Source organism: Candidatus Nitrosocaldus islandicus (assembly GCF_002906215.1).
Lineage (GTDB): Archaea > Thermoproteota > Nitrososphaeria > Nitrososphaerales > Nitrosocaldaceae > Nitrosocaldus > Nitrosocaldus cavascurensis.
On the sequence record NZ_CP024014.1, the window covers coordinates 506,632 to 524,769 of the forward strand.

Annotated in this window: 16 protein-coding genes and 1 pseudogene; 12 read left to right on the top strand and 5 right to left on the bottom strand. The window is 38.3% G+C overall.

From position 1 onward, the window contains the following. Window positions 1-53 precede the first annotated feature (53 nt). Window positions 54-1,070, bottom strand: coding sequence for a radical SAM protein (locus CRG89_RS02710; RefSeq protein WP_103286824.1), 1,017 nt, complete (start codon window positions 1,068-1,070; stop codon window positions 54-56). Between the two features lie 133 nt (window positions 1,071-1,203). Here CRG89_RS02710 and CRG89_RS02715 point away from each other — a divergent pair, with 133 nt between their 5' ends. The 7 genes from CRG89_RS02715 to CRG89_RS02745 are packed head-to-tail and all read left to right on the top strand — an operon-like array spanning window position 1,204 to window position 8,113. After that, window positions 1,204-1,944 carry an archaellin/type IV pilin N-terminal domain-containing protein gene (locus tag CRG89_RS02715; RefSeq protein ID WP_103286825.1) on the top strand — a complete coding sequence of 247 codons (741 nt, stop codon included), beginning with the start codon at window positions 1,204-1,206 and terminating at the stop codon, window positions 1,942-1,944. 16 nt (window positions 1,945-1,960) lie between these two features. Next, window positions 1,961-3,226 (top strand): hypothetical protein, encoded by a 1,266-nt coding sequence (locus CRG89_RS02720; protein ID WP_148695245.1) that lies wholly within the window; start codon window positions 1,961-1,963, stop codon window positions 3,224-3,226. A gap of 6 nt (window positions 3,227-3,232) precedes the next feature. After that, entirely contained in the window at window positions 3,233-3,694 is a 462-nt protein-coding gene (locus tag CRG89_RS02725) for a flagellin (RefSeq protein ID WP_103286827.1), read from the top strand. Between the two features lie 6 nt (window positions 3,695-3,700). Beyond that, on the top strand, window positions 3,701-4,225 hold the full coding sequence (locus CRG89_RS02730) for a hypothetical protein (RefSeq protein WP_103286828.1): 525 nt from the start codon (window positions 3,701-3,703) through the stop codon (window positions 4,223-4,225). A gap of 22 nt (window positions 4,226-4,247) precedes the next feature. Continuing rightward, window positions 4,248-4,949, top strand: a complete 702-nt coding sequence (locus CRG89_RS02735) for an ATPase domain-containing protein (RefSeq protein ID WP_217349416.1) — start codon at window positions 4,248-4,250, stop codon at window positions 4,947-4,949. A gap of 37 nt (window positions 4,950-4,986) precedes the next feature. Then, window positions 4,987-6,660: a type II/IV secretion system ATPase subunit gene (locus CRG89_RS02740; protein WP_103286829.1), complete on the top strand. Its 1,674-nt coding sequence runs from the start codon at window positions 4,987-4,989 to the stop codon at window positions 6,658-6,660. Then, entirely contained in the window at window positions 6,644-8,113 is a 1,470-nt protein-coding gene (locus tag CRG89_RS02745; RefSeq protein WP_103286830.1) for a hypothetical protein, read from the top strand. Before CRG89_RS02740 ends, CRG89_RS02745 begins: the two co-directional genes overlap by 17 nt. 32 nt (window positions 8,114-8,145) lie before the next feature. On the opposite strand, the gene CRG89_RS02750 is transcribed toward CRG89_RS02745, so the two are convergent. From CRG89_RS02750 to CRG89_RS02760, 3 genes are read right to left on the bottom strand one after another with little or no spacing between them, the layout of a single operon-like run. Next, complete coding sequence (locus CRG89_RS02750) at window positions 8,146-8,907, bottom strand: CheR family methyltransferase (RefSeq protein WP_103286831.1); 762 nt, start codon at window positions 8,905-8,907, stop codon at window positions 8,146-8,148. 18 nt (window positions 8,908-8,925) lie between these two features. Further along, window positions 8,926-9,456 (bottom strand): chemotaxis protein CheD, encoded by a 531-nt coding sequence (locus CRG89_RS02755; RefSeq protein ID WP_103286832.1) that lies wholly within the window; start codon window positions 9,454-9,456, stop codon window positions 8,926-8,928. A 5-nt stretch (window positions 9,457-9,461) separates the two neighbouring features. Beyond that, a complete protein-coding gene (locus CRG89_RS02760) occupies window positions 9,462-10,097 on the bottom strand; it encodes a chemotaxis protein CheC (protein WP_103286833.1) in 636 nt (211 codons plus the stop codon). Window positions 10,098-10,216: 119 nt separating this feature from the next. Here CRG89_RS02760 and CRG89_RS02765 point away from each other — a divergent pair, with 119 nt between their 5' ends. Next, complete coding sequence (locus CRG89_RS02765; RefSeq protein WP_103286834.1) at window positions 10,217-12,811, top strand: hypothetical protein; 2,595 nt, start codon at window positions 10,217-10,219, stop codon at window positions 12,809-12,811. Between the two features lie 37 nt (window positions 12,812-12,848). Here CRG89_RS02765 and CRG89_RS09100 read toward each other — a convergent pair whose 3' ends face one another. Beyond that, the gene (locus CRG89_RS09100; protein ID WP_103286835.1) at window positions 12,849-13,922 is read right to left on the bottom strand and encodes a methyl-accepting chemotaxis protein; all 1,074 of its coding nucleotides are present in this window, start codon (window positions 13,920-13,922) and stop codon (window positions 12,849-12,851) included. 286 nt (window positions 13,923-14,208) lie between these two features. Here CRG89_RS09100 and CRG89_RS02775 point away from each other — a divergent pair. The 4 genes and pseudogenes from CRG89_RS02775 to CRG89_RS02790 all read left to right on the top strand — a co-directional run. Beyond that, window positions 14,209-15,792, top strand: a pseudogene (locus tag CRG89_RS02775) (methyl-accepting chemotaxis protein); the annotation flags it as partial. A 440-nt stretch (window positions 15,793-16,232) separates the two neighbouring features. Then, window positions 16,233-16,679, top strand: a complete 447-nt coding sequence (locus CRG89_RS02780; RefSeq protein ID WP_148695242.1) for a chemotaxis protein CheW — start codon at window positions 16,233-16,235, stop codon at window positions 16,677-16,679. 1 nt (window position 16,680) lies between these two features. Further along, window positions 16,681-17,061, top strand: coding sequence for a response regulator (locus tag CRG89_RS02785; RefSeq protein WP_103286838.1), 381 nt, complete (start codon window positions 16,681-16,683; stop codon window positions 17,059-17,061). Between the two features lie 30 nt (window positions 17,062-17,091). Next, window positions 17,092-18,135, top strand: a complete 1,044-nt coding sequence (locus tag CRG89_RS02790) for a chemotaxis protein CheB (protein WP_103286839.1) — start codon at window positions 17,092-17,094, stop codon at window positions 18,133-18,135. Window positions 18,136-18,138 lie beyond the last annotated feature (3 nt).

Genomic DNA, 18,138 nt, shown 5'->3' on the forward strand with positions numbered 1-18,138 from the left:
TGCTTTTTAATGGCTGTGTATAAAAGAGTAGATCTGCAGCACAATACATACTGCTATCTATGCAGTAGAGATGATTGCCTAAAGCGTATATTATTGGCCATATCCCTAGCATACACATCATACTCCTTGTTTGGATCTCCCCTCAACCCATATGTATATGCTAGACAGTTGCCAAGGCAGCCACACTTCTCGCATATGGGACTTGGCATGTTTGGATCTGCACTACCCATACTGCATGGGCTCTTTATCCTACCAAAGGCATCTACTGCTATGCACATCCAGTTAGGGCATCTACTACCCCAAGGCTTCCTGCTAACATTCAACTGTGCTTCAGTGTTGAGGATGAACTCGTAATGCTCCCTCTTCAGCCTTATAAGTTCATCTATAAGTGCATCCCTCTCCTTGCCAAATGGAAGCCATAGAGGATCGTTCTCACTGAATGGAGTATAGAACTGAAATACTATGCCCTCAACTATGCCCTCCCACTCCTTCACCATCTCTCCTACATGCTTATAGTTCAAGGAGTTTATAGTAACGTTGACTGTGGTATAGAAGCCCTTGCCCTTCCTTCCATAGGTGTTTGTGAATTCCATTATATTCTGCCTTACCTTATCGTATGTCTTGCCTCTTATCATATCATGAACCTCTCTAGGCCCATCTACAGAGAAGATGTAGAGCACTATACCCTTGAAGAACTTGATGGGTAGAGTAGCGTTAGTGACTACAGTACACTTACCATACATCTCGTTACTGAAGAGTTCTATAACATCAGGCCTAAGATAAGGCTCTCCTCCAAGCAGATATACATGCACTACATTGTACCTCTTCTTGAATAACTCATCTATAACATACTTCCATCCTTCCACACTTAACTCCTGTAATGATGAATTCCTGCTAGCCCACCAGTAACAGTGCGAGCAATGTAGGTTGCAGTAATTAGTTACATCTACAGAGCCATAGAATGGACTCCTCTTGCCCAGCATGGACTTTATAGCCTTGGATGCGATCCTCCAATACATGGGATCCTTTAGCATATTTACTATATTCCTTGCATCGCTAGCATGGACCATATCAATTAATTATAAGATAAATATTTAAGGATTATTTGATGACCCCTCTCCTTGTTTGATTGGTTGATTCTACGCCTGTTTGTAATCATGCTTACAAACTAAAGCATATCATCAGCACGATTAATCTAATGCTATGGCCGCAATGGATATAACAAGGGGTACAAGAAGGAGCAGGAATAATAGCAGGAGGAGAGGTATCCTAGGTATAGAGTCAGCAATAGTGATGATTGCGTTTGTTGTAGTTGCAGCAGCACTTGCATTTGTGGTACTCAATGCAGGATTTGGAACAACACAGAAGAGCAAGACTACGATAAGTGAAGGTCTAAAGTCTGCAACTGGTGCAGTTGAGGTAGCAGGGTTAGTTACTGGTGGTGGTAACTCCAGCACAGGCAAATTACTGTACTATAGTATACCAATAAAGTTGGCTAGTGGAGCAGGTGAGGTCAACCTTCAACAAGCGTTAACAGCAGTTAAGTACTTCAGTAAGTCAGTTAACTATGACAACATATATGTTGGGACTGCAAGAGATAGCAGTAATGCATCATATGCTGACGTTATGAGTATGTTTGCAGATGTAAAGCAGGCTGACTGTACATACGATCCATCTGTTGCAGCAACTGACGCAATAAACAATTCAGGCTCATTCCAAGCACCAGCTAAGACATGTGCAATAATATGGTGGAGCAACAGTATACAGAATAACGACATACTTGATGGTGGTGAGGTAGCAGTACTTACCATAGTATTTGAGTCAAATGACCAACCAGAGCAGTTAGATGTTCTTCATTCAGAGCTAATAATATCTGGTGGTTCAGTCTTAACAGTAGAGAGGTCAGTGCCAGTCATCACAACTAGTGTAGTGAACCTAGGATAAATAAAGGTGAAGTAAGATGCAGGTAAAAGGAATAACGACCCCCTTACTTTTTTTGTTGAAACTAAACTTCTCTTCAAGAATACTCCTAACAGGTATGCTTTTATCACTACTATGGTTCCTCATCTATTACAATGCTAGAGAGTACTTCTTTCATACATTCTACTTCATCTTGCCTTCATTTCTTATAGTGTTTATACTTGTAGCATTACCATCATTACTCACAAAGAAATTTATGAACCATAATAGCAATAATAATAGTAGTAGCAGTAGTAGTAATATACTAGAAGGTATAGATACAAGTAACATGCAGGTTGAAGAGGTTAAGTTATCACAACAGGGTTCTAGTTCCACTGTAGAGGATAACACAGTTATTACTAGTGAAGGTGTAGTAGAAACATCTACCAGATCAGTTACAGTAGATGAATCTATGATACAGCAGATTGTTGATGAAAAGATTGCATCTATAGCAAGCAGTGTTGGAGAGGCAGTACAGAAGGCTAACGATGCAATAAATGTAGTCAATACAGTAAAGACGGATATAGAGAATCTGAAGAAGAATATGAAGGATCTAACAGATGCGTTTGAAACAACTCTAGTTGATTTTAAGGCATTCCAAGCAGAGATTGCAAATCCATTGAACTTTATGCGCAGATACTTTGATCAGCTCAACATAGATGTACTATCAGATCCAACACTGCCATTGCAGAAGTCAGATATTAGCATTAACAGTAACAACAATAATGATGGCAGATATGATGAGACAGGTAAAGATGTTAGTAACAGCAATAAGAACCATGATAGCAATGAACAAGCACATATCAATAAGAATAAGAAAGAAGAAAGTATAATTGAGAATGGTAAGAAGAGCAGCAGTATAACTGATAAAGGAGCTTACAAGGATGATACCAATGAAGTCCCTAGCAAAGGTATACTCACACTTGCATATACAAATGGGATAACTCTAGCAATGCTTATGGAACTCATACTAACAATAGGGGAGTTCATGAAGAGATTTGGCAATGAGTATGCTAATATATTGTATATGCAATGCAAATTGCTTAACCTTAGTAATGAAGCTGAGAAGATCGTGTATAGCATAGTTGATATACTTAGCAGATCAACCCTAACGCCAGAGGAGTGTGCTATCTCACTCTATATGCTTGCTGATGTACTTGACATAAGAGATAAGGATGCAGATACCCTCTATGCAAGGCTAAGGATGAGTATGAATAGTCAAATAAACTCTAGGGGTATTGGGGTTGATGAGCATGAGCATAGGTGATATGCTATGGTCTCTGCTGTATTCACTGAGAGCATACTACTTATAGCATCTATAACCATAGCAGCAATATTTGCAAGTACAGTTATAAGCAAGAGCACAATTATCCAATCATTCTTTGCTACACAGACACAGATGCAAAGAGAGATTGCTCTAACAAGCATTAAGATAATATATGTTAATGCTAATGGCACTACTGTAAAGGCATGGGTTAAGAATACTGGAATGTATAGTATATCTAACCTTGATACAGTTGATGTGTACTTTGGGGAAGTTAATGCATTACAAAGGATACCATACAATTCAGCAAGTGCTCCAAAATGGGTTTATGATGATACTGATACATGGAATCCCAAACAGACAAAGGAACTTACAATAACTCTAAGTAGTGCAATACAATCAAACAAGACGTATATGTTGAAGATAGCATTGCCAAATGGTATAACTGATGAGTACATATTCTCAACCTGATCTGTTATGGGCTTTAGCATAATCATAGCATCTGCAATAATGTTCATAGCAATACTAACCTCTCTAGCAGTTATGCTGACAGTTGCAAGTAATATGTATAAAGCAAATGATGTTATGGTCAAGAGTACCATGATAAGGAAGGATGTTAATGATACTAGCATAGATATAAGCAATCTAACTATAGATAGTAGTGATAGAAGGCATGTATCATTCATATTAAGCAATGATGGTAAAAGTAAGTTATTTAACTATACATACTTTGACTTAATTGTGACTTACTATTATAGAGATACTATGGACAATGATGTTATGCTGATAGAGAGGTTATCGTACAGTAATATATTGCAAGAAGGGCAGTGGATATTGAGTATACAAGATGATGTTATAGATCCTAATATATTGAATCCAAAAGAGAATGCTAGAGTAGAGGCTATGCTAAGCAATCCTATAACCTCTACCCCATCAAAGAATATTATAATCACAATCTCTACAGATAATGGTGTTGTAGCAACACTAGCAAGTACAACATAACATAATAACGGTGAACTGGATAATGGTAAAGATAATCTCAACAACCAATGAAGAGATAGATAGACAGTTGGGAGGAGGACTGCCATTACCCTCTCTCATACTTATAGAGGGGGAGCATGGGTCTGGAAAGAGTGTTATTGCAGCACTATTCACATATGGTATGCTTGCAGCAGGTATGAGAGTTCTTATGATAAGTGAGAATAATATAAGAGAGTACATAGATAAGATGAAGGCTATAACCTATAACTTCTCAATACCCTTTCTTAAGAGAAGGTTGATAATGCTTCCTCTACATGTATATGGTGCAAAGTGGTCTAGAGAATATGCAAAGTACCTACTCCCAATAATAAGCAGATATATAAATGCTAATGCAGACAAGTTCGATGCTGTAGTCATAGATTCAATCTCATTACTAACAATGTATGCTGAGGAAGAAGCAATATTGGACTTCATAACAAGATGCAAGAATCTGGTTACAAATGGTATAAGCATAGTGCTTACAGCACATCCATCGTCAATGAATGAGAATATAGGATCCAAGTTGAGATCTGCATCTGACTGCTATATAAGACTCAAATCGGTTAATGTTGCTGGGAGAGATGTTAAATCAGTTGAGATAGTCAAGATTCTAGGTTCTATGGGACAGGTTAATTCACAGTTCAGTGCTGAGGTTAGCAGCGTATTTGGTCTTAAGATAGTACCAATAGCGATGGCTAATGCATAACCATACAAAGAGCAAAAGAAAGAAATGGTGATCAATAATGTCTATACAGATAAAGAACAAGAAGTTCCAAGAACTCATAAGCAAGTACAGATACCTTAGAGAATATGTTGAGAGGTTTGTAAGCACTGGCTATAGTGTACCAGCGTTCTATGAGAAGTTGGAGGATAGCCTCAAGTTTGTCAAGAAGCCTAATGTACTCTATCCAATAAGCGAGCAGGTATTCATACATGTATATGCTATGCAAGAGAGTGCAGATGGCTACACCATTTATGGTGTAATAGAACCTCCAGAGCCCCATCCTCTTCTTATGCAAGCAATAAACAAGATATTTGCTATACATGCTGGTTCCATAAGTCCTCCAAATGAGTATCAGGAGAAGTTCCTCATCCTAGATGAGTTCCTAGCAAATACATGCGTGAAGGTGAATGGGAGTGTTGATTACTCAAAGGCTATGCTAAAGAACAATAAGGTGCTTGTTAATGCTGAGGAGTTTGAATACCTGAAGTACCACTTCATAAGGAGAAGGATAGGCCTTAGCCTATTAGAGCCATTCCTCACAGACCCTTACCTAGAGGATATAACAATAATGGGTAATGGGAATGTTTATGTGGTTCACAAACTCTTTGGACCATTAAAGTCTAGCGTATGGCTAAGCAATGATGATGTTGAGGAACTCATGATAAACATGGCTGAGCAGGTAGGCAAGACAATATCACATGCTAGACCTGTGGTTGATGCTACTCTTCCTGAAGGTTCAAGGATAAACATAGTCTTTGGTAAGGATATAAGCAGAAGGGGTACAAATGCTACTGTTAGAAGGTTTGCTAGTGTGCCTCTATCAATAACGCAGATAGTTGCATCAAACACACTAGATGCTAGAGAGGCAGCATACCTATGGATGATGATAAATGAGGGTATGAGTATATTCATATGTGGAGAGACAGCATCTGGTAAGACAACAACCCTCATGGCTTCATGTGCGTTCATAAACCCTACATGGAAGGTTGTTAGCATAGAGGATACACCTGAGATAACACTACCACATGCCAACTGGACTAGTGAGGTTACAAGGGATACAGGTAACCCTCAATCTAGCGTTACCATGTTTGATCTTCTAAAGGCAGCGTTGAGGCAGAGACCAAACTACATACTGGTTGGGGAGATAAGGGGTGCAGAAGGAAATATAGCATTTCAAGCAATGCAGACTGGGCATCCTGTTATAAGCACTTTCCATGCAGCAACTGTAGCAAGTCTTATACAGAGGCTAACAAATGAGCCAATAAATGTTCCTAAAACCCATATAGACAATCTTAACATAGCGCTCTTTCAGAGCGCAGTACAAGGCAAGCAGGGTAAACTTGTTAGGAGAGTGCTCAGCATAAACGAGATAATAGGCTATAATCCTGCAACTGATAGCATAATGTTCATTCCCGTATTCAACTGGGACCCTGGAGAGGATATAGCATTGTATAGGGGTAAGGGTAGCAGTGCACTATTCGCTACCAAACTGCTAGTAAGAAGGGGATTATCAAAGAAGGATGAGTCATTGCTCTATGATGAGTTGGAGATGAGAGCATCTATAATAAAGCATTGGATAAGCAACAAGATCTTCAACTATCATGATGTATACAATAACATAGTGAAGGTTAAGGAGATGGGCTTACAAGCATACATGGAGAGGATGGGTGTAAAGTATGAGATTGTTAAGTAAATTAGTAACAAAGCAGAGTAGCGTTAGCAGAACAATGCTCTACTTTGTAACATTCCTCTACGCTATATCAACTGGGCAAGTATCAGCAACTGAACTGATAAATGTTGCTAGAACATCCAACTATGCTAATTATTCAAAAGCAATGAAGGATATATATGCTCTAGGTATATCATGGAGGTATAATCTTGCACATGCAACTGAGTTGGTAGCATCAAGGTTCCTTAACAACGATTTAGCATTCAACCAGATGCTTATGAAGTTGGCACAGATGATAAGGTTAGGGGAGAATCTAGCGCAGTTCTTGAAGCAGGAGTTGGATGTTACAATACAAGCATACAAGACATACTATGAGAAGCAGTTAGAGAGCATAAAGTTGATGACTGGTCTATACTCAACCATGATGTCAACTGCTATATTCATGATAGCAGCCTCTATAATAATGGGTATATTCTCAGGCTCTGCAGATAATAACATGATCATCATAAGTATATTTGCATCTCCAGCAGGGCTTGGTGCATTTGTATTCCTCATGTATAAGGGCTTCCCTAGGGATGAGATAGTAAATGAGAATGGAAGCATAGCAAGTAGGTACAGGTTATTTGCTTATCCATGTATAGCAAGCAGTGTAGGTATAGCATTACTCCTCTTCATAACAGATATCCTTGCTAGTAAGTTACTTGCTATGGCAGTTGCATCTCTACCATTGATTGCTTTAGGATATTACACAAGGAAGATAGAAGGCAAGGTATACACTCTAAACTACTGGTACCCAGCCTTTGTAAGGTATTTTGGGGAGATATACTCAACTATAGGCTCATTACGAAACACACTTAGAACAGCACTGAAGAGTGATTTTGGTCCATTGAACCCTTATCTTAGAGCATTGCTTAACAGAGTTGAGAACAAGGTTAATGCAGATGATGCATTTGAGCAGTTATCAAGCGAGACAGCAAACAGGCTCATAACAGATACCAACATAATAATAGTTAAGGGATTGCAGAAGGGTGCAAATATGGGTACAGTAGGATTAACTATAGCAAATCTTGTTACTACACTAAACGAACTCTACAATAAGAGGCTTCAGATATCAAAGGTATTTGATATGACACTACTCATCCTCCATGTACTCTCGCTAGCAACATTAAGTCTCATGGCTACACTAACCCAGATATTCTCAAGGTTGTTCAGTAGCAAGGAGGTGCAGATGATAATGCCATTGACAGTTGTTGATCCAGCATTGCTACAGACACTTCTACCAGTGATAGTTGTGGTCATCTCTATAATAAATGCATTGGCAGGAAAGATAGCAAGGGGAGGGTACTTTAAGACAGTGTGGTTCAACCTTGGCATATACATTATGCTAGGATCAGTAACTATGTATACAACTGATATATTCATGTCAAAGCTGATGGAGTTGGTTATGAGTATAGACCCAACAAGTATATTCAGTTAATGAGTATAAATAAAAATACTATCTATCTACTTTTAGACCTTTATGTATATCTTTGCTTTAGTATCTATGCATGATAGCATGCTACAGTTATGTACATACTCCGACTTGCCAAGTATGAGGTAGCTATGAGGCTTCATTGCATTGCATATATTATTTATTATCCTCTCCTTACTTACATGATCCATATATATCAGCATATTCCTACAGAAGATGAAATCAAATTGTCCTGTATAGATGCTTTTTGTAATATCCCTAACCTCAAATGTCACCATATCCTTCACATCATTCCTTACTGCATACCCATCATCTGTTAAGGTGAAGTACTTTGCTAGAATATCCTTAGGAACATTCCTTATAGATTTGGATGGGTATAGCCCCTTCTTTGCATACTCTATAGCATTCTTGTTTATATCACTGGCAAGTATGCTACATCTAACACCATTATCCTTTGCTATGATTGCTATAGTGTATGGCTCCTCTCCACTAGCACAACCTATACTCCATATCCTTGCACTCCTATAACCTTTGAGCAATTCTTTAAACCTATCAAATACATCTGGATCCCTGAAGAATTCTGTAACATTTATGCTTAGATCTGCTACAAATGCCTTAACCTCATCACTACATTCAAGGAGTCTAAGGTAATCATTGTAATCCTTGATATTGTAAATATTCATTCTGAACTCAATCCTCCTTGCTATGAAGCTCTTGCTATAGCATGAGATATCTATACCAACTCTAACCCTGATTATATCCCTTAATCTATTATAATAGTGCTCATCTATCACCAGCATACATCATAACCTCATAGCCTATAGTACCTTCTCATATCCATTACTCTTTACTCTAACAGTTAGAGTTGAAGGATCGAATGTTACATTCCTTCCTCCCCTTCCTCCTATATCTTCAGCAACTATACTTATCCTGTATGACTTTAGCACTTCCTTAACCTTCTCAGCATTCCTCTCCCCTATGTTGAATATATCCTCATCACTCTCATGTGTAAATACTCTAGCCCCTCCAACTATCTTTGCCTTAAGATTGTTGATATTTGCTCCTTGTTTTATCAATTCATCTATAAGGTTCTTTATCCCAGTATCTGCATACTTTGCCTTTGTATCATCACGGGTATTATTGTTATCACTGTTATCCTTTCTCTTCTTGGTTGGAAGCATTATATGAGCCATCCCTGCTATCTTGCTCTTATCATCGTATATGCAACATGCTATGCATGATCCTACTATAGTTGTTAATGGAAGATCTTTACTTACTGCTAACTCACCTATCTTTACATGTATTGTGGCATTGCTCCTATTACTACTAACAGTACCTGTAAGACCCATCGCTATCACTCAATTAACATTACATCGACTAGCCTCTTTGCATCATTGATTGGTATGAGCACTGATATATGTAGTATAAGGTCTTTGTTAACCACAAAAGATAACTTGCCATCAGCATATATGAACTCTGTAGAGTCACTATCAGCAACTATATACTCAAGTATGCTTGCTAGGCTATCCTTTGCATACCCTGGTGCTGTACAGTTTATATTGAAGCCAGTAAAGTGTGTAAGAGCATTAGTGAATGCTCCTGCTAGGAGTATGTTACCAAATTCTGCTATAGCTGATATTGTAAGTTCATCTACATTAGCACCATCTATAGCATTACTTATCAGTATTGATGCCAATTTCTTCCCATCCTCAACCTCTATAACAAGTAAGAGCGTGAGCATTATATCTCCTATACCCTTGATGTAGACAGCAAATACAACATGTTCTGGATCAAACCTCTCATATATATCATCCAGGGTTATATGCTCTATGCTTATAGAATCTATACTACTCTTATCGTTCAACATTGTATCTATTGCATTAACACACCTGTTAAGTATGGTGAATTTTAGAATATTTGAGATAATATCTAGCCTGTTATCACCTCGCTTCTTTGTATCATCTACATCCCCTTCCGCTGTGATACTCATACGCTAGATTGATTTGGACAAGGAATTATCGTTTAGTCTGTCACATCAATTTAATACATACAGATAATATAGAGCACTTACATACAGATGCTTAATTATAGATGATATGATCTAGATCTATGCATAGGGATGGTAGTAGAGTTGTAGTAGCATTAGTGCTGATATTGATCATAGCAATGATGATAGCATCACAGACATTGTTGGCTAGTGCTCAGACTAGCAATGATAAGAAAGATGGGAGTATCAATAATGATGTTAAGGATAAGAGAACAACATTTAGGCTAAAGTTATCTACCCTTCCAGATAAGCTGGTTAGAGGTGAAGATGCCTACCTCATCATCCAGATGCAAGATAACAGGAGCAATCCTGTACAGTTTCTGCCAGAGATAATAAGCATAAGCGTCTTGGATGATGGTGCTATAAGCATAAGTGATAGCATTGAGAAGATAGGGAATGCATACGCTGTAAAGATCAGACCATTGAAGAGTATAGAGACAAAGATAACTGTAGTTGCTAAAGGGTTAGGCACAATGCTAGAGACAATAAATGTCAAGGTGTATGAGTCATTGAGTAAACCAAGTAAATTAGCATTAAACATAAAGCCCTCGAATCTCTCATACATAGGTCCTAGGGAAGGCTATATTGCTGTACAGTTGCTAAATACAAAGGATGAGCCAGTGTATGCAGATAATGACTACTTGATAGAGTTGAACTCATCTAACATAGATCTCTTACAAGTGAATAATGTTATAATAAAACAGGGTACAAACTATGCTTATGTACCATTCAGCATAAAGGATACAATACCGCTCTCAAATCCATACATAACAATCACTGCTAAACATGGTAACATGTATGCTGAAGGTATGATAAAGGTTGAGATGCCGGATAAGCAAGTGCTAAGGTTATACGTTATGGATATGGTTCCAGCAGTAAGGGGGCATGAGGTGTATGCCTTTGTACAACTTCAGGATCCTAATGGGAATGCTATATATGCTGAAGAGGATATGCGAGTTGAGGTAAAGCCAGATAGCATGTTGCTTATTGGAGGTACTGGTACTATAAGGAAGGGTGAGAGTACAACTGTCATCTCTCTTTACGTTAACACAGATAAGAGTTGTGATGAGATTCTACAGAGCAAGGATAAGAGTACAGCATGTGTTGGTATAATCGCTAGCAGCAATAACCTTACCAGCAATAAAGCTATGGTTAAGTTGGTAGAACCAGTATATGTTGATGGTAGTCAGTATATAAGCGAGAGTAAGGAGATTAGGGTAATACCAAGGTTCTTCCCAGATAACATGCCTATAATTGTTGATGGGAGGAGTAAGGTTATAGGAGCGGTACAGTTAATGGTTGATGCTGCTAGTGAGAAGGGTAGTGAAAGCGTGGGTAAGAGCATAAGACCGTTAATAGTACCTTTGGATACACCTATAGATATAGTATCAGATAACAGACTTGCTGTAGAGGATACAAGGGTTACAATAGCAAGGGGTAAGTCAGCAGCACTCATAAATGCTAAGGTAGGTTATAACGCATCAGAGACGAGGATATATACCATCTCGGATTATGTGGATGATACATCTTTCAGTTTGAACCTACAGGGTCATAAGGATGTAACCATTGTAGGTGAGCCATTGATAAGCAGGGTATCTAAAGGGATGGATATACCCTTCATAATATACTTCAAGGACTCCAATGGTTACTCATCATATGCCCCAGATGATATGAGTTTAAGGATAGGAGGGGGTGATGATAAGATAGAGGTTATCAAGAGCAACGCTATTGCTAGAGGTAGTGCAAATGCTATGGTTCAGTTAAGAACTGTTAAGGAAGGAGATGCTACACTGTATGTGGAGGCTATAGGCTCTGTTATAAGGTATGCTAGCACTGGAAGTATAAGCATAACTAGCATAGATAGCATTAATGTTAGCATAAATATGCTTGATCCCATACTATCAAAATCAAAGGCATTTGCATCGCTTGAGTTGGTTGATTCTGATGGTTACCCTGTTCATGCAAGAAGTGATGTTAGAGCATTGATATTCTCATCAGGATTAGATGTACCAGATATGCTTGTTATTCCAAAAGGCAAGTACTTTACATTATTCACTGTTGAAGCAAGTAATCCTAGCAATTATGGTTCGGCAGAGATAACAGCTATGGTAGATGGGTTTGGTATAATAAAGAGGGATGTGAAGATTATAAGCAACAATCCTCCTACTCTGAAACTCTCTGCTCCAGAGAGTGTTAAGCCTATGGATCAGTTCGATGTGACGCTTGATGCATCTTATGCAGGAGTGAAGTTAAGCAATATGCAAGTTAGTTGGAGTAGTGATCTTGCTATACTAACAAACATGTATGATAACAGTACCAATGAACAAGGTAATGCAATGGCAAGGTTCATAGCATATAAGGAAGGGGTTATAACTGTAACTGTAAAGGTTTCTGGCTATGGTATTGAGGAGAGTGCAAGCATAAAGATCAACAGCATAGATAGCAATAATAATAATAGAATGGATGAGGACAATTATAACAAGAGCGATGGAAACATTGCTTATGGTAATACCAGTGATGATGCAAATGCCACAACTATAGAGATCACTAACATAATCAATGAACTTCCTATTGATGCTGAGTATCTTTTAATGTTACCAGCAGTAGGAGGTATAATGACATGGTATGTAAGCAAGAAGCTCAGAAAGAAAGCATAATAATAATATAATATTAAAGCAGATAATATTATATTATTTATATTAGTTCTTGTATGAGCAATGAATGTAAGCCAGAGGAGTAGTTCTCATAACCTTGCGATAGTGCATGTGCAACTATGCATCTCTTCCCTTTAACCTCTCCTACAATGAACTCTCTAGCATTATTGAATAGTTCATCTCTTCCATTGAACTCTATGGTATCGAATATCTTTCCAGCAGAGTCTGCAAATATTAGCCCTTCATTGTTCGTTATACATGCCCTTGTATACCTCTTCTCCTTATCCGATAGTGGTATATTCTCAACTATCCTCTGAGCAAACTCCTTCCATTTGAATATGTTTGCTAACACCCCTATAGTACTACCAGAATCATCCCTTATAACACTTGAGAATATAAACACTAGCCTGTTATCTGCCAATGGAGAGTAATTAGGGTACTCAAACCCAAACCTGCTCTTGAATGCTGTCTTGAACCACTCAGTATCCTTACAGTTCTTCCCCTTCAGAGTAGGATTCCTACCACTTGCAACTATATTGCCATCTATATCGCATACAACTATATCATGATACACTGTGTAGGCATCAAGTATTATTGATAATCTCTTCTCAACGTTTCTTATACTATCCCTATTCTTATTCTTCAACACTTCAATAACATATGAATCATGAGCCCACCATGTAACATCACTAGCCCTCTCATACAGGCTCCTATCAACCATATCTATGTTTGTTAATGCAATATCTGCCAATCTATTACCTTTAACTATGATAGACTGTTCCCTTATTACATTGCTTAACTCCTGCATATTCATCTCATCCTTTATTCTCCTAGTTATACTCTCAACCTTCTTATTCAACTCACTCATGTAACTTGCAACAACACTGAACGTCTTCCCTGCCTCACCTGCCCTTGCTGCTTCTATGAGTGCGTTAACAGCTAGTAGGTGTATCTCCTCGTTTATCTTCTCTATCTCCTCTATGGCCTTAATGGTGTTATCTGTTAACCTGTATGCTAGATCTGCTATCTCCTCAAGCGTAGCCTCCTTACCTTTACCTTTACTACTGCCATTATCCCTGCTAGGTGTAAAGCCAACAGCTTTACCTACTTGCATGTTTATAGTTTATAACAATAATTTATTAAGAATGTGCAGTAAAATACAATACAAACAATACCTTATCTTAACCCCCAAGTCTATTAGATGCATGAATGTGAAGTGGAATATACAGCGTAAGTTCGCTGTAATGTTCGTATCAATGGCAGTAATACCGTTGGTTGCTGTATCTATGCTCTTGTTAGAAGGTATAAGGGATAGCCTACTGCATGAGATAGGTACAAAGTACACTAGCCTAGCAGAGGATAGAGCCAACATAGTCAAAAGTGTTATAGATACAAGGATGAAACAGGCATCAATACTTGCATCAAATATAGTATCAAATATGAAGGATGAGCAAATTATTAGGAGTAATATAGGATACCTATGGCAAGAATTGAATGCTATAGGAGCAAATCCTAAGGTAATATACATCACAGATGATGCTGGTAAAGTTATAGCAAGTAGTGATAGGAGCAAGGAAGGGAGCAGTATAAGAGAGCATGAGATATTTGACGATGTTATCAATGGCAAGAATATAGGAAGGATAAGCAAGGATGATCAAGGCAGGGTACTGCTTATAGGCGCACCAATTATACAGGATGGTAAGGTTATAGGTACTGTTATATTCGAGACCAGAGGGGGAGTATTCGTCAAGGCATTACTTAATAGAGAAAACCTAGGAGAGACTGGAGAGACCTACCTTGTTAATGAGGCAAAGTTGATGGTTACACCATCAAGGTTCATTGAGGGAGCAGAGTTCAAGCAGGTTGTAGATACCCTTCCTGTTAGGGAATGCTTCACCAATGGTAAGAGTATAGAGGCTCAAGTATATCCAGATTATAGAGGTATTCCAATATTTGGGAGCTCATACTGTATGAATGACCTTGGGCTAGTGCTTCTTGCTGAGATAGATGAGGCTGAAGCACTTGCCCCAATATATGCAATGGAGCAGAATACATGGTTTATCACTGGCGCTATAGGAGGGGGTGTAGGTGCATTCTCCCTCTTCATGAGCAGGTCTATAGCAAGACCATTGATAATGATAAGCAACAGGATAGGCATGTTAGGCTCTGGCAACCTAGATATAAGCATAGATGAGGTCAAGAACAAAGATGAGATTGGTAGTTTAGCATCATCCCTTAATAGCACTATAGCCTCGTTCAGAGAACTCATAGGCAATGTTAAGATTAGTGCTGATAGCGTTGCTAGGAATGTTAATGAGTTAGGAATATCTGTTGAGCAGATAAACTCATCTATGCAGCAGATCTCTACAGGTATACAGCAAGTATCAAGGGGCTCACAAGAGCAGGCAACAAGAATAAATGAGATAAGCAAGAATGTTGAGAATATAACAATAAGCATAAACGATACAAACAAGAAGATGAATACACTTGTAGAATTCTCCAACGAGGTTGCAGATACTGTAAGAAAAAGCACGAACTTTGCAGAGCAGGCGAGTAGGAGTCTAGAGAGTATGATGAATGTAAGCAATGAGTCATCTAGCAAGATGAATATTTTGCTTGAGAAGACAGCGAAGATAACAACAGTGCTAGATGTTATACAGAAGATTGCAGAGCAGACAAATATGCTTGCACTCAATGCTGCTATAGAAGCAGCAAGGGCAGGAGAAGCAGGGAGAGGATTTGCTGTTGTTGCTGAAGAGGTTAGAGCATTAGCAATTAACTCTTCAAAGGCAAGTGAAGAGATCGCAAAAATAATAGAGGAGATACAGAATGATGCCAAGAGCACTGCTCATATAATAGATGCTAATGCAAAGGAGGTTGGTGAGGGCAAAGCGGTCATAGAGCAATGCATAAGAGGTTTAGAGAATATAGCCTCAAAGGTTCAGGAGATGGTAAGGCTGATAAACGGGGTCAGTTCACAGCTCCAAGAACAGATAAACTCTATAGATGATATAAACAAGAGTATATCCGAGATAGCTGCTGTATCTGAAGAGAATGCATCAGCAACGGAGGAGGTAACTGCTGCAGTTGAGGAACAGAGTGCAGCATTGCATATTATAACAGAGAAGATACAGGAACTTATAAGGTTGAATGAGGATCTCAAAAGATCAATAGCAAGATTCAAGTTGGATATGGATAAGAAGAAGGATGATGGTAAGCGTGGAAATGTTATGCAGAGTTATGAATATGATGGTAAGGAGCAAGAAGGGATGATTGGGATAGATGGTAGCAATGAAGGTAAGAGTAGCAAGAAAGGTAAGATAATAGAGATCAAAGCATATAATAATGCAAGAAACGGTAATGGGAGTAACGGTATAGATGCTATAACAAAAGATAACGATAAGAGAGTAGAGAGGTGAGTTATATGATGAGTAGCAACATACTTAACCTACTTTTATTTAAACTAGAGATGAGTGATGGGAGCGCTGAGTACTATGCAGTTGATGTAGATAAGATATATGAGATAAGGGCTATGGAGAAAGTAACAAGGATACCAGATGCAAGGATAATATCTGGCATAATGAACCTCAGAGGCAAGATAATCTCTGTTGTTGATATAAAGAATATTCTAGGCTATAACAGTAGTGTAGAGCCAAAGAGGATACTAATTGCTGATGTTAATGGTACAATGCTAGGTCTTATGGTTGATGATGTTGAGCAAGTAGCAAAGGTAGCAAGTGATAACATAGAGTTAGATGCATCTATACTTGATAATGTGTCTTACATAAAGGGGATAATAAAGATGCAGGATAAGCTGGTTGTCTATCTTGATATTGATAAGCTCTTTGATATGAAGGGAGGTGTAGGCTAGCATGGTACCAAAAAACCTCATTAAGATACTTGTTGTTGATGATGCCGCATTTATGAGGCTAGTGCTTAAGGATATACTGAAGAACCTTGGATATACAAACATAATAGAGGCATCAGATGGACTCATGGCTATAGAGCAGTATAAGAAGTTCAAACCAGATCTAGTAACTATGGATGTTAACATGCCAAAGATGGATGGTGTGCAAGCATTGAAGCAGATAATAAAGATAAATCCTATGGCAAAGATAATAATGGTTACAGCGGTTGAGCAACGCTACATAGTGCAAGAAGCAATAAGGAATGGAGCAAAGGACTATATAGTTAAGCCATTCGATCGTGCAATGGTTGGTACCGTGATAGAGAGGGTATTGAACACAAGATAAGTAAGTAAGGAACTAATTGGTGAATTAGCAGTGTCAACTACTGACAACAATAATAGCAGTAGTAACAATAAGATGATCAACATTGCAATAATCAATGACTCTCCCTACTTCTTATCTATACTAGAGGATATTGCTAAAAGTAACAACTTTAATGTAATAGGCAAGTTCACTAATGCAAGGAATGCATTAAGTTTCATTTACAATAGCAATTATGTTGATGTAATACTGCTAGATCTTGAGATGCCAGATATGGATGGTATATCATTTATTGAGCAGGTATTGAGTAAGAGGTTCGTGCCTATTATAGTAACAACAAACTATGATGAATCATGGATAGCAAAGATATCTAACATAGGAGCAATTGATTTTGTTAGTATGAATAACAAGCCTATAAATGAATTGAATAACATGATAGCACAGAAGATAAGGATAGCATACATGATGAATTCAATGATAAGATCGAGTTGTAGAAAGGCAAGAAGTAACAGCAATAACAATAGATATGTTCATTATGATGGAAAGATAGTTATCATAGGGGCATCTACTGGTGCACCAAGGATAGTTGCAGATATACTTACATCAATACCTCCAGACATAAATTCTTGTATAATTGTAGTACAACATATGCCAAAAGGATTCACCGATACATATGTCTCCATGTTATCTAGCAGAGCAAACATAAAGGTTAAGAGAGCAGAAGATAGGGATAGAATAGTAAATGGCATTGTGCTAGTTGCTCCAGCAGATTATCATCTTATAGTTGATAACAACCATGTTAGGCTAGAGCAAGGGCCAAAGTATGCTCATGTGAGACCATCAGCAAACGTAACCATGGTAACTGCAGCAAATATGTATGGGCCAAATGTTATAGGAGTGCTTCTCTCTGGCATGGGCTTTGATGGTGCGTTTGGTATGAAGGTTATAAAGATGAATGGAGGGTTTACAATAGCGCAGGATGAAAGTACATCTGTTGTATTTGGTATGGCAAGAACAGCATGCATGGTGAATGCTGTAGATCTTATCCTTCCAGCAGGTAGTATTGCAGATGCAATAATAAGAGCAGTTAGGAGGTGAGTG

Coding starts and splice junctions, on each gene's coding strand:
- CRG89_RS02710 (WP_103286824.1), bottom strand. CDS start 1,070: ATGGTCCATGCTAGCGATGCAAGGAATATAGTAAATATGCTAAAGGAT.
- CRG89_RS02715 (WP_103286825.1), top strand. CDS start 1,204: ATGGCCGCAATGGATATAACAAGGGGTACAAGAAGGAGCAGGAATAAT.
- CRG89_RS02720 (WP_148695245.1), top strand. CDS start 1,961: ATGCAGGTAAAAGGAATAACGACCCCCTTACTTTTTTTGTTGAAACTA.
- CRG89_RS02725 (WP_103286827.1), top strand. CDS start 3,233: ATGGTCTCTGCTGTATTCACTGAGAGCATACTACTTATAGCATCTATA.
- CRG89_RS02730 (WP_103286828.1), top strand. CDS start 3,701: ATGGGCTTTAGCATAATCATAGCATCTGCAATAATGTTCATAGCAATA.
- CRG89_RS02735 (WP_217349416.1), top strand. CDS start 4,248: ATGGTAAAGATAATCTCAACAACCAATGAAGAGATAGATAGACAGTTG.
- CRG89_RS02740 (WP_103286829.1), top strand. CDS start 4,987: ATGTCTATACAGATAAAGAACAAGAAGTTCCAAGAACTCATAAGCAAG.
- CRG89_RS02745 (WP_103286830.1), top strand. CDS start 6,644: ATGAGATTGTTAAGTAAATTAGTAACAAAGCAGAGTAGCGTTAGCAGA.
- CRG89_RS02750 (WP_103286831.1), bottom strand. CDS start 8,907: ATGCTGGTGATAGATGAGCACTATTATAATAGATTAAGGGATATAATC.
- CRG89_RS02755 (WP_103286832.1), bottom strand. CDS start 9,456: ATGGGTCTTACAGGTACTGTTAGTAGTAATAGGAGCAATGCCACAATA.
- CRG89_RS02760 (WP_103286833.1), bottom strand. CDS start 10,097: ATGAGTATCACAGCGGAAGGGGATGTAGATGATACAAAGAAGCGAGGT.
- CRG89_RS02765 (WP_103286834.1), top strand. CDS start 10,217: ATGCATAGGGATGGTAGTAGAGTTGTAGTAGCATTAGTGCTGATATTG.
- CRG89_RS09100 (WP_103286835.1), bottom strand. CDS start 13,922: ATGCAAGTAGGTAAAGCTGTTGGCTTTACACCTAGCAGGGATAATGGC.
- CRG89_RS02780 (WP_148695242.1), top strand. CDS start 16,233: ATGATGAGTAGCAACATACTTAACCTACTTTTATTTAAACTAGAGATG.
- CRG89_RS02785 (WP_103286838.1), top strand. CDS start 16,681: ATGGTACCAAAAAACCTCATTAAGATACTTGTTGTTGATGATGCCGCA.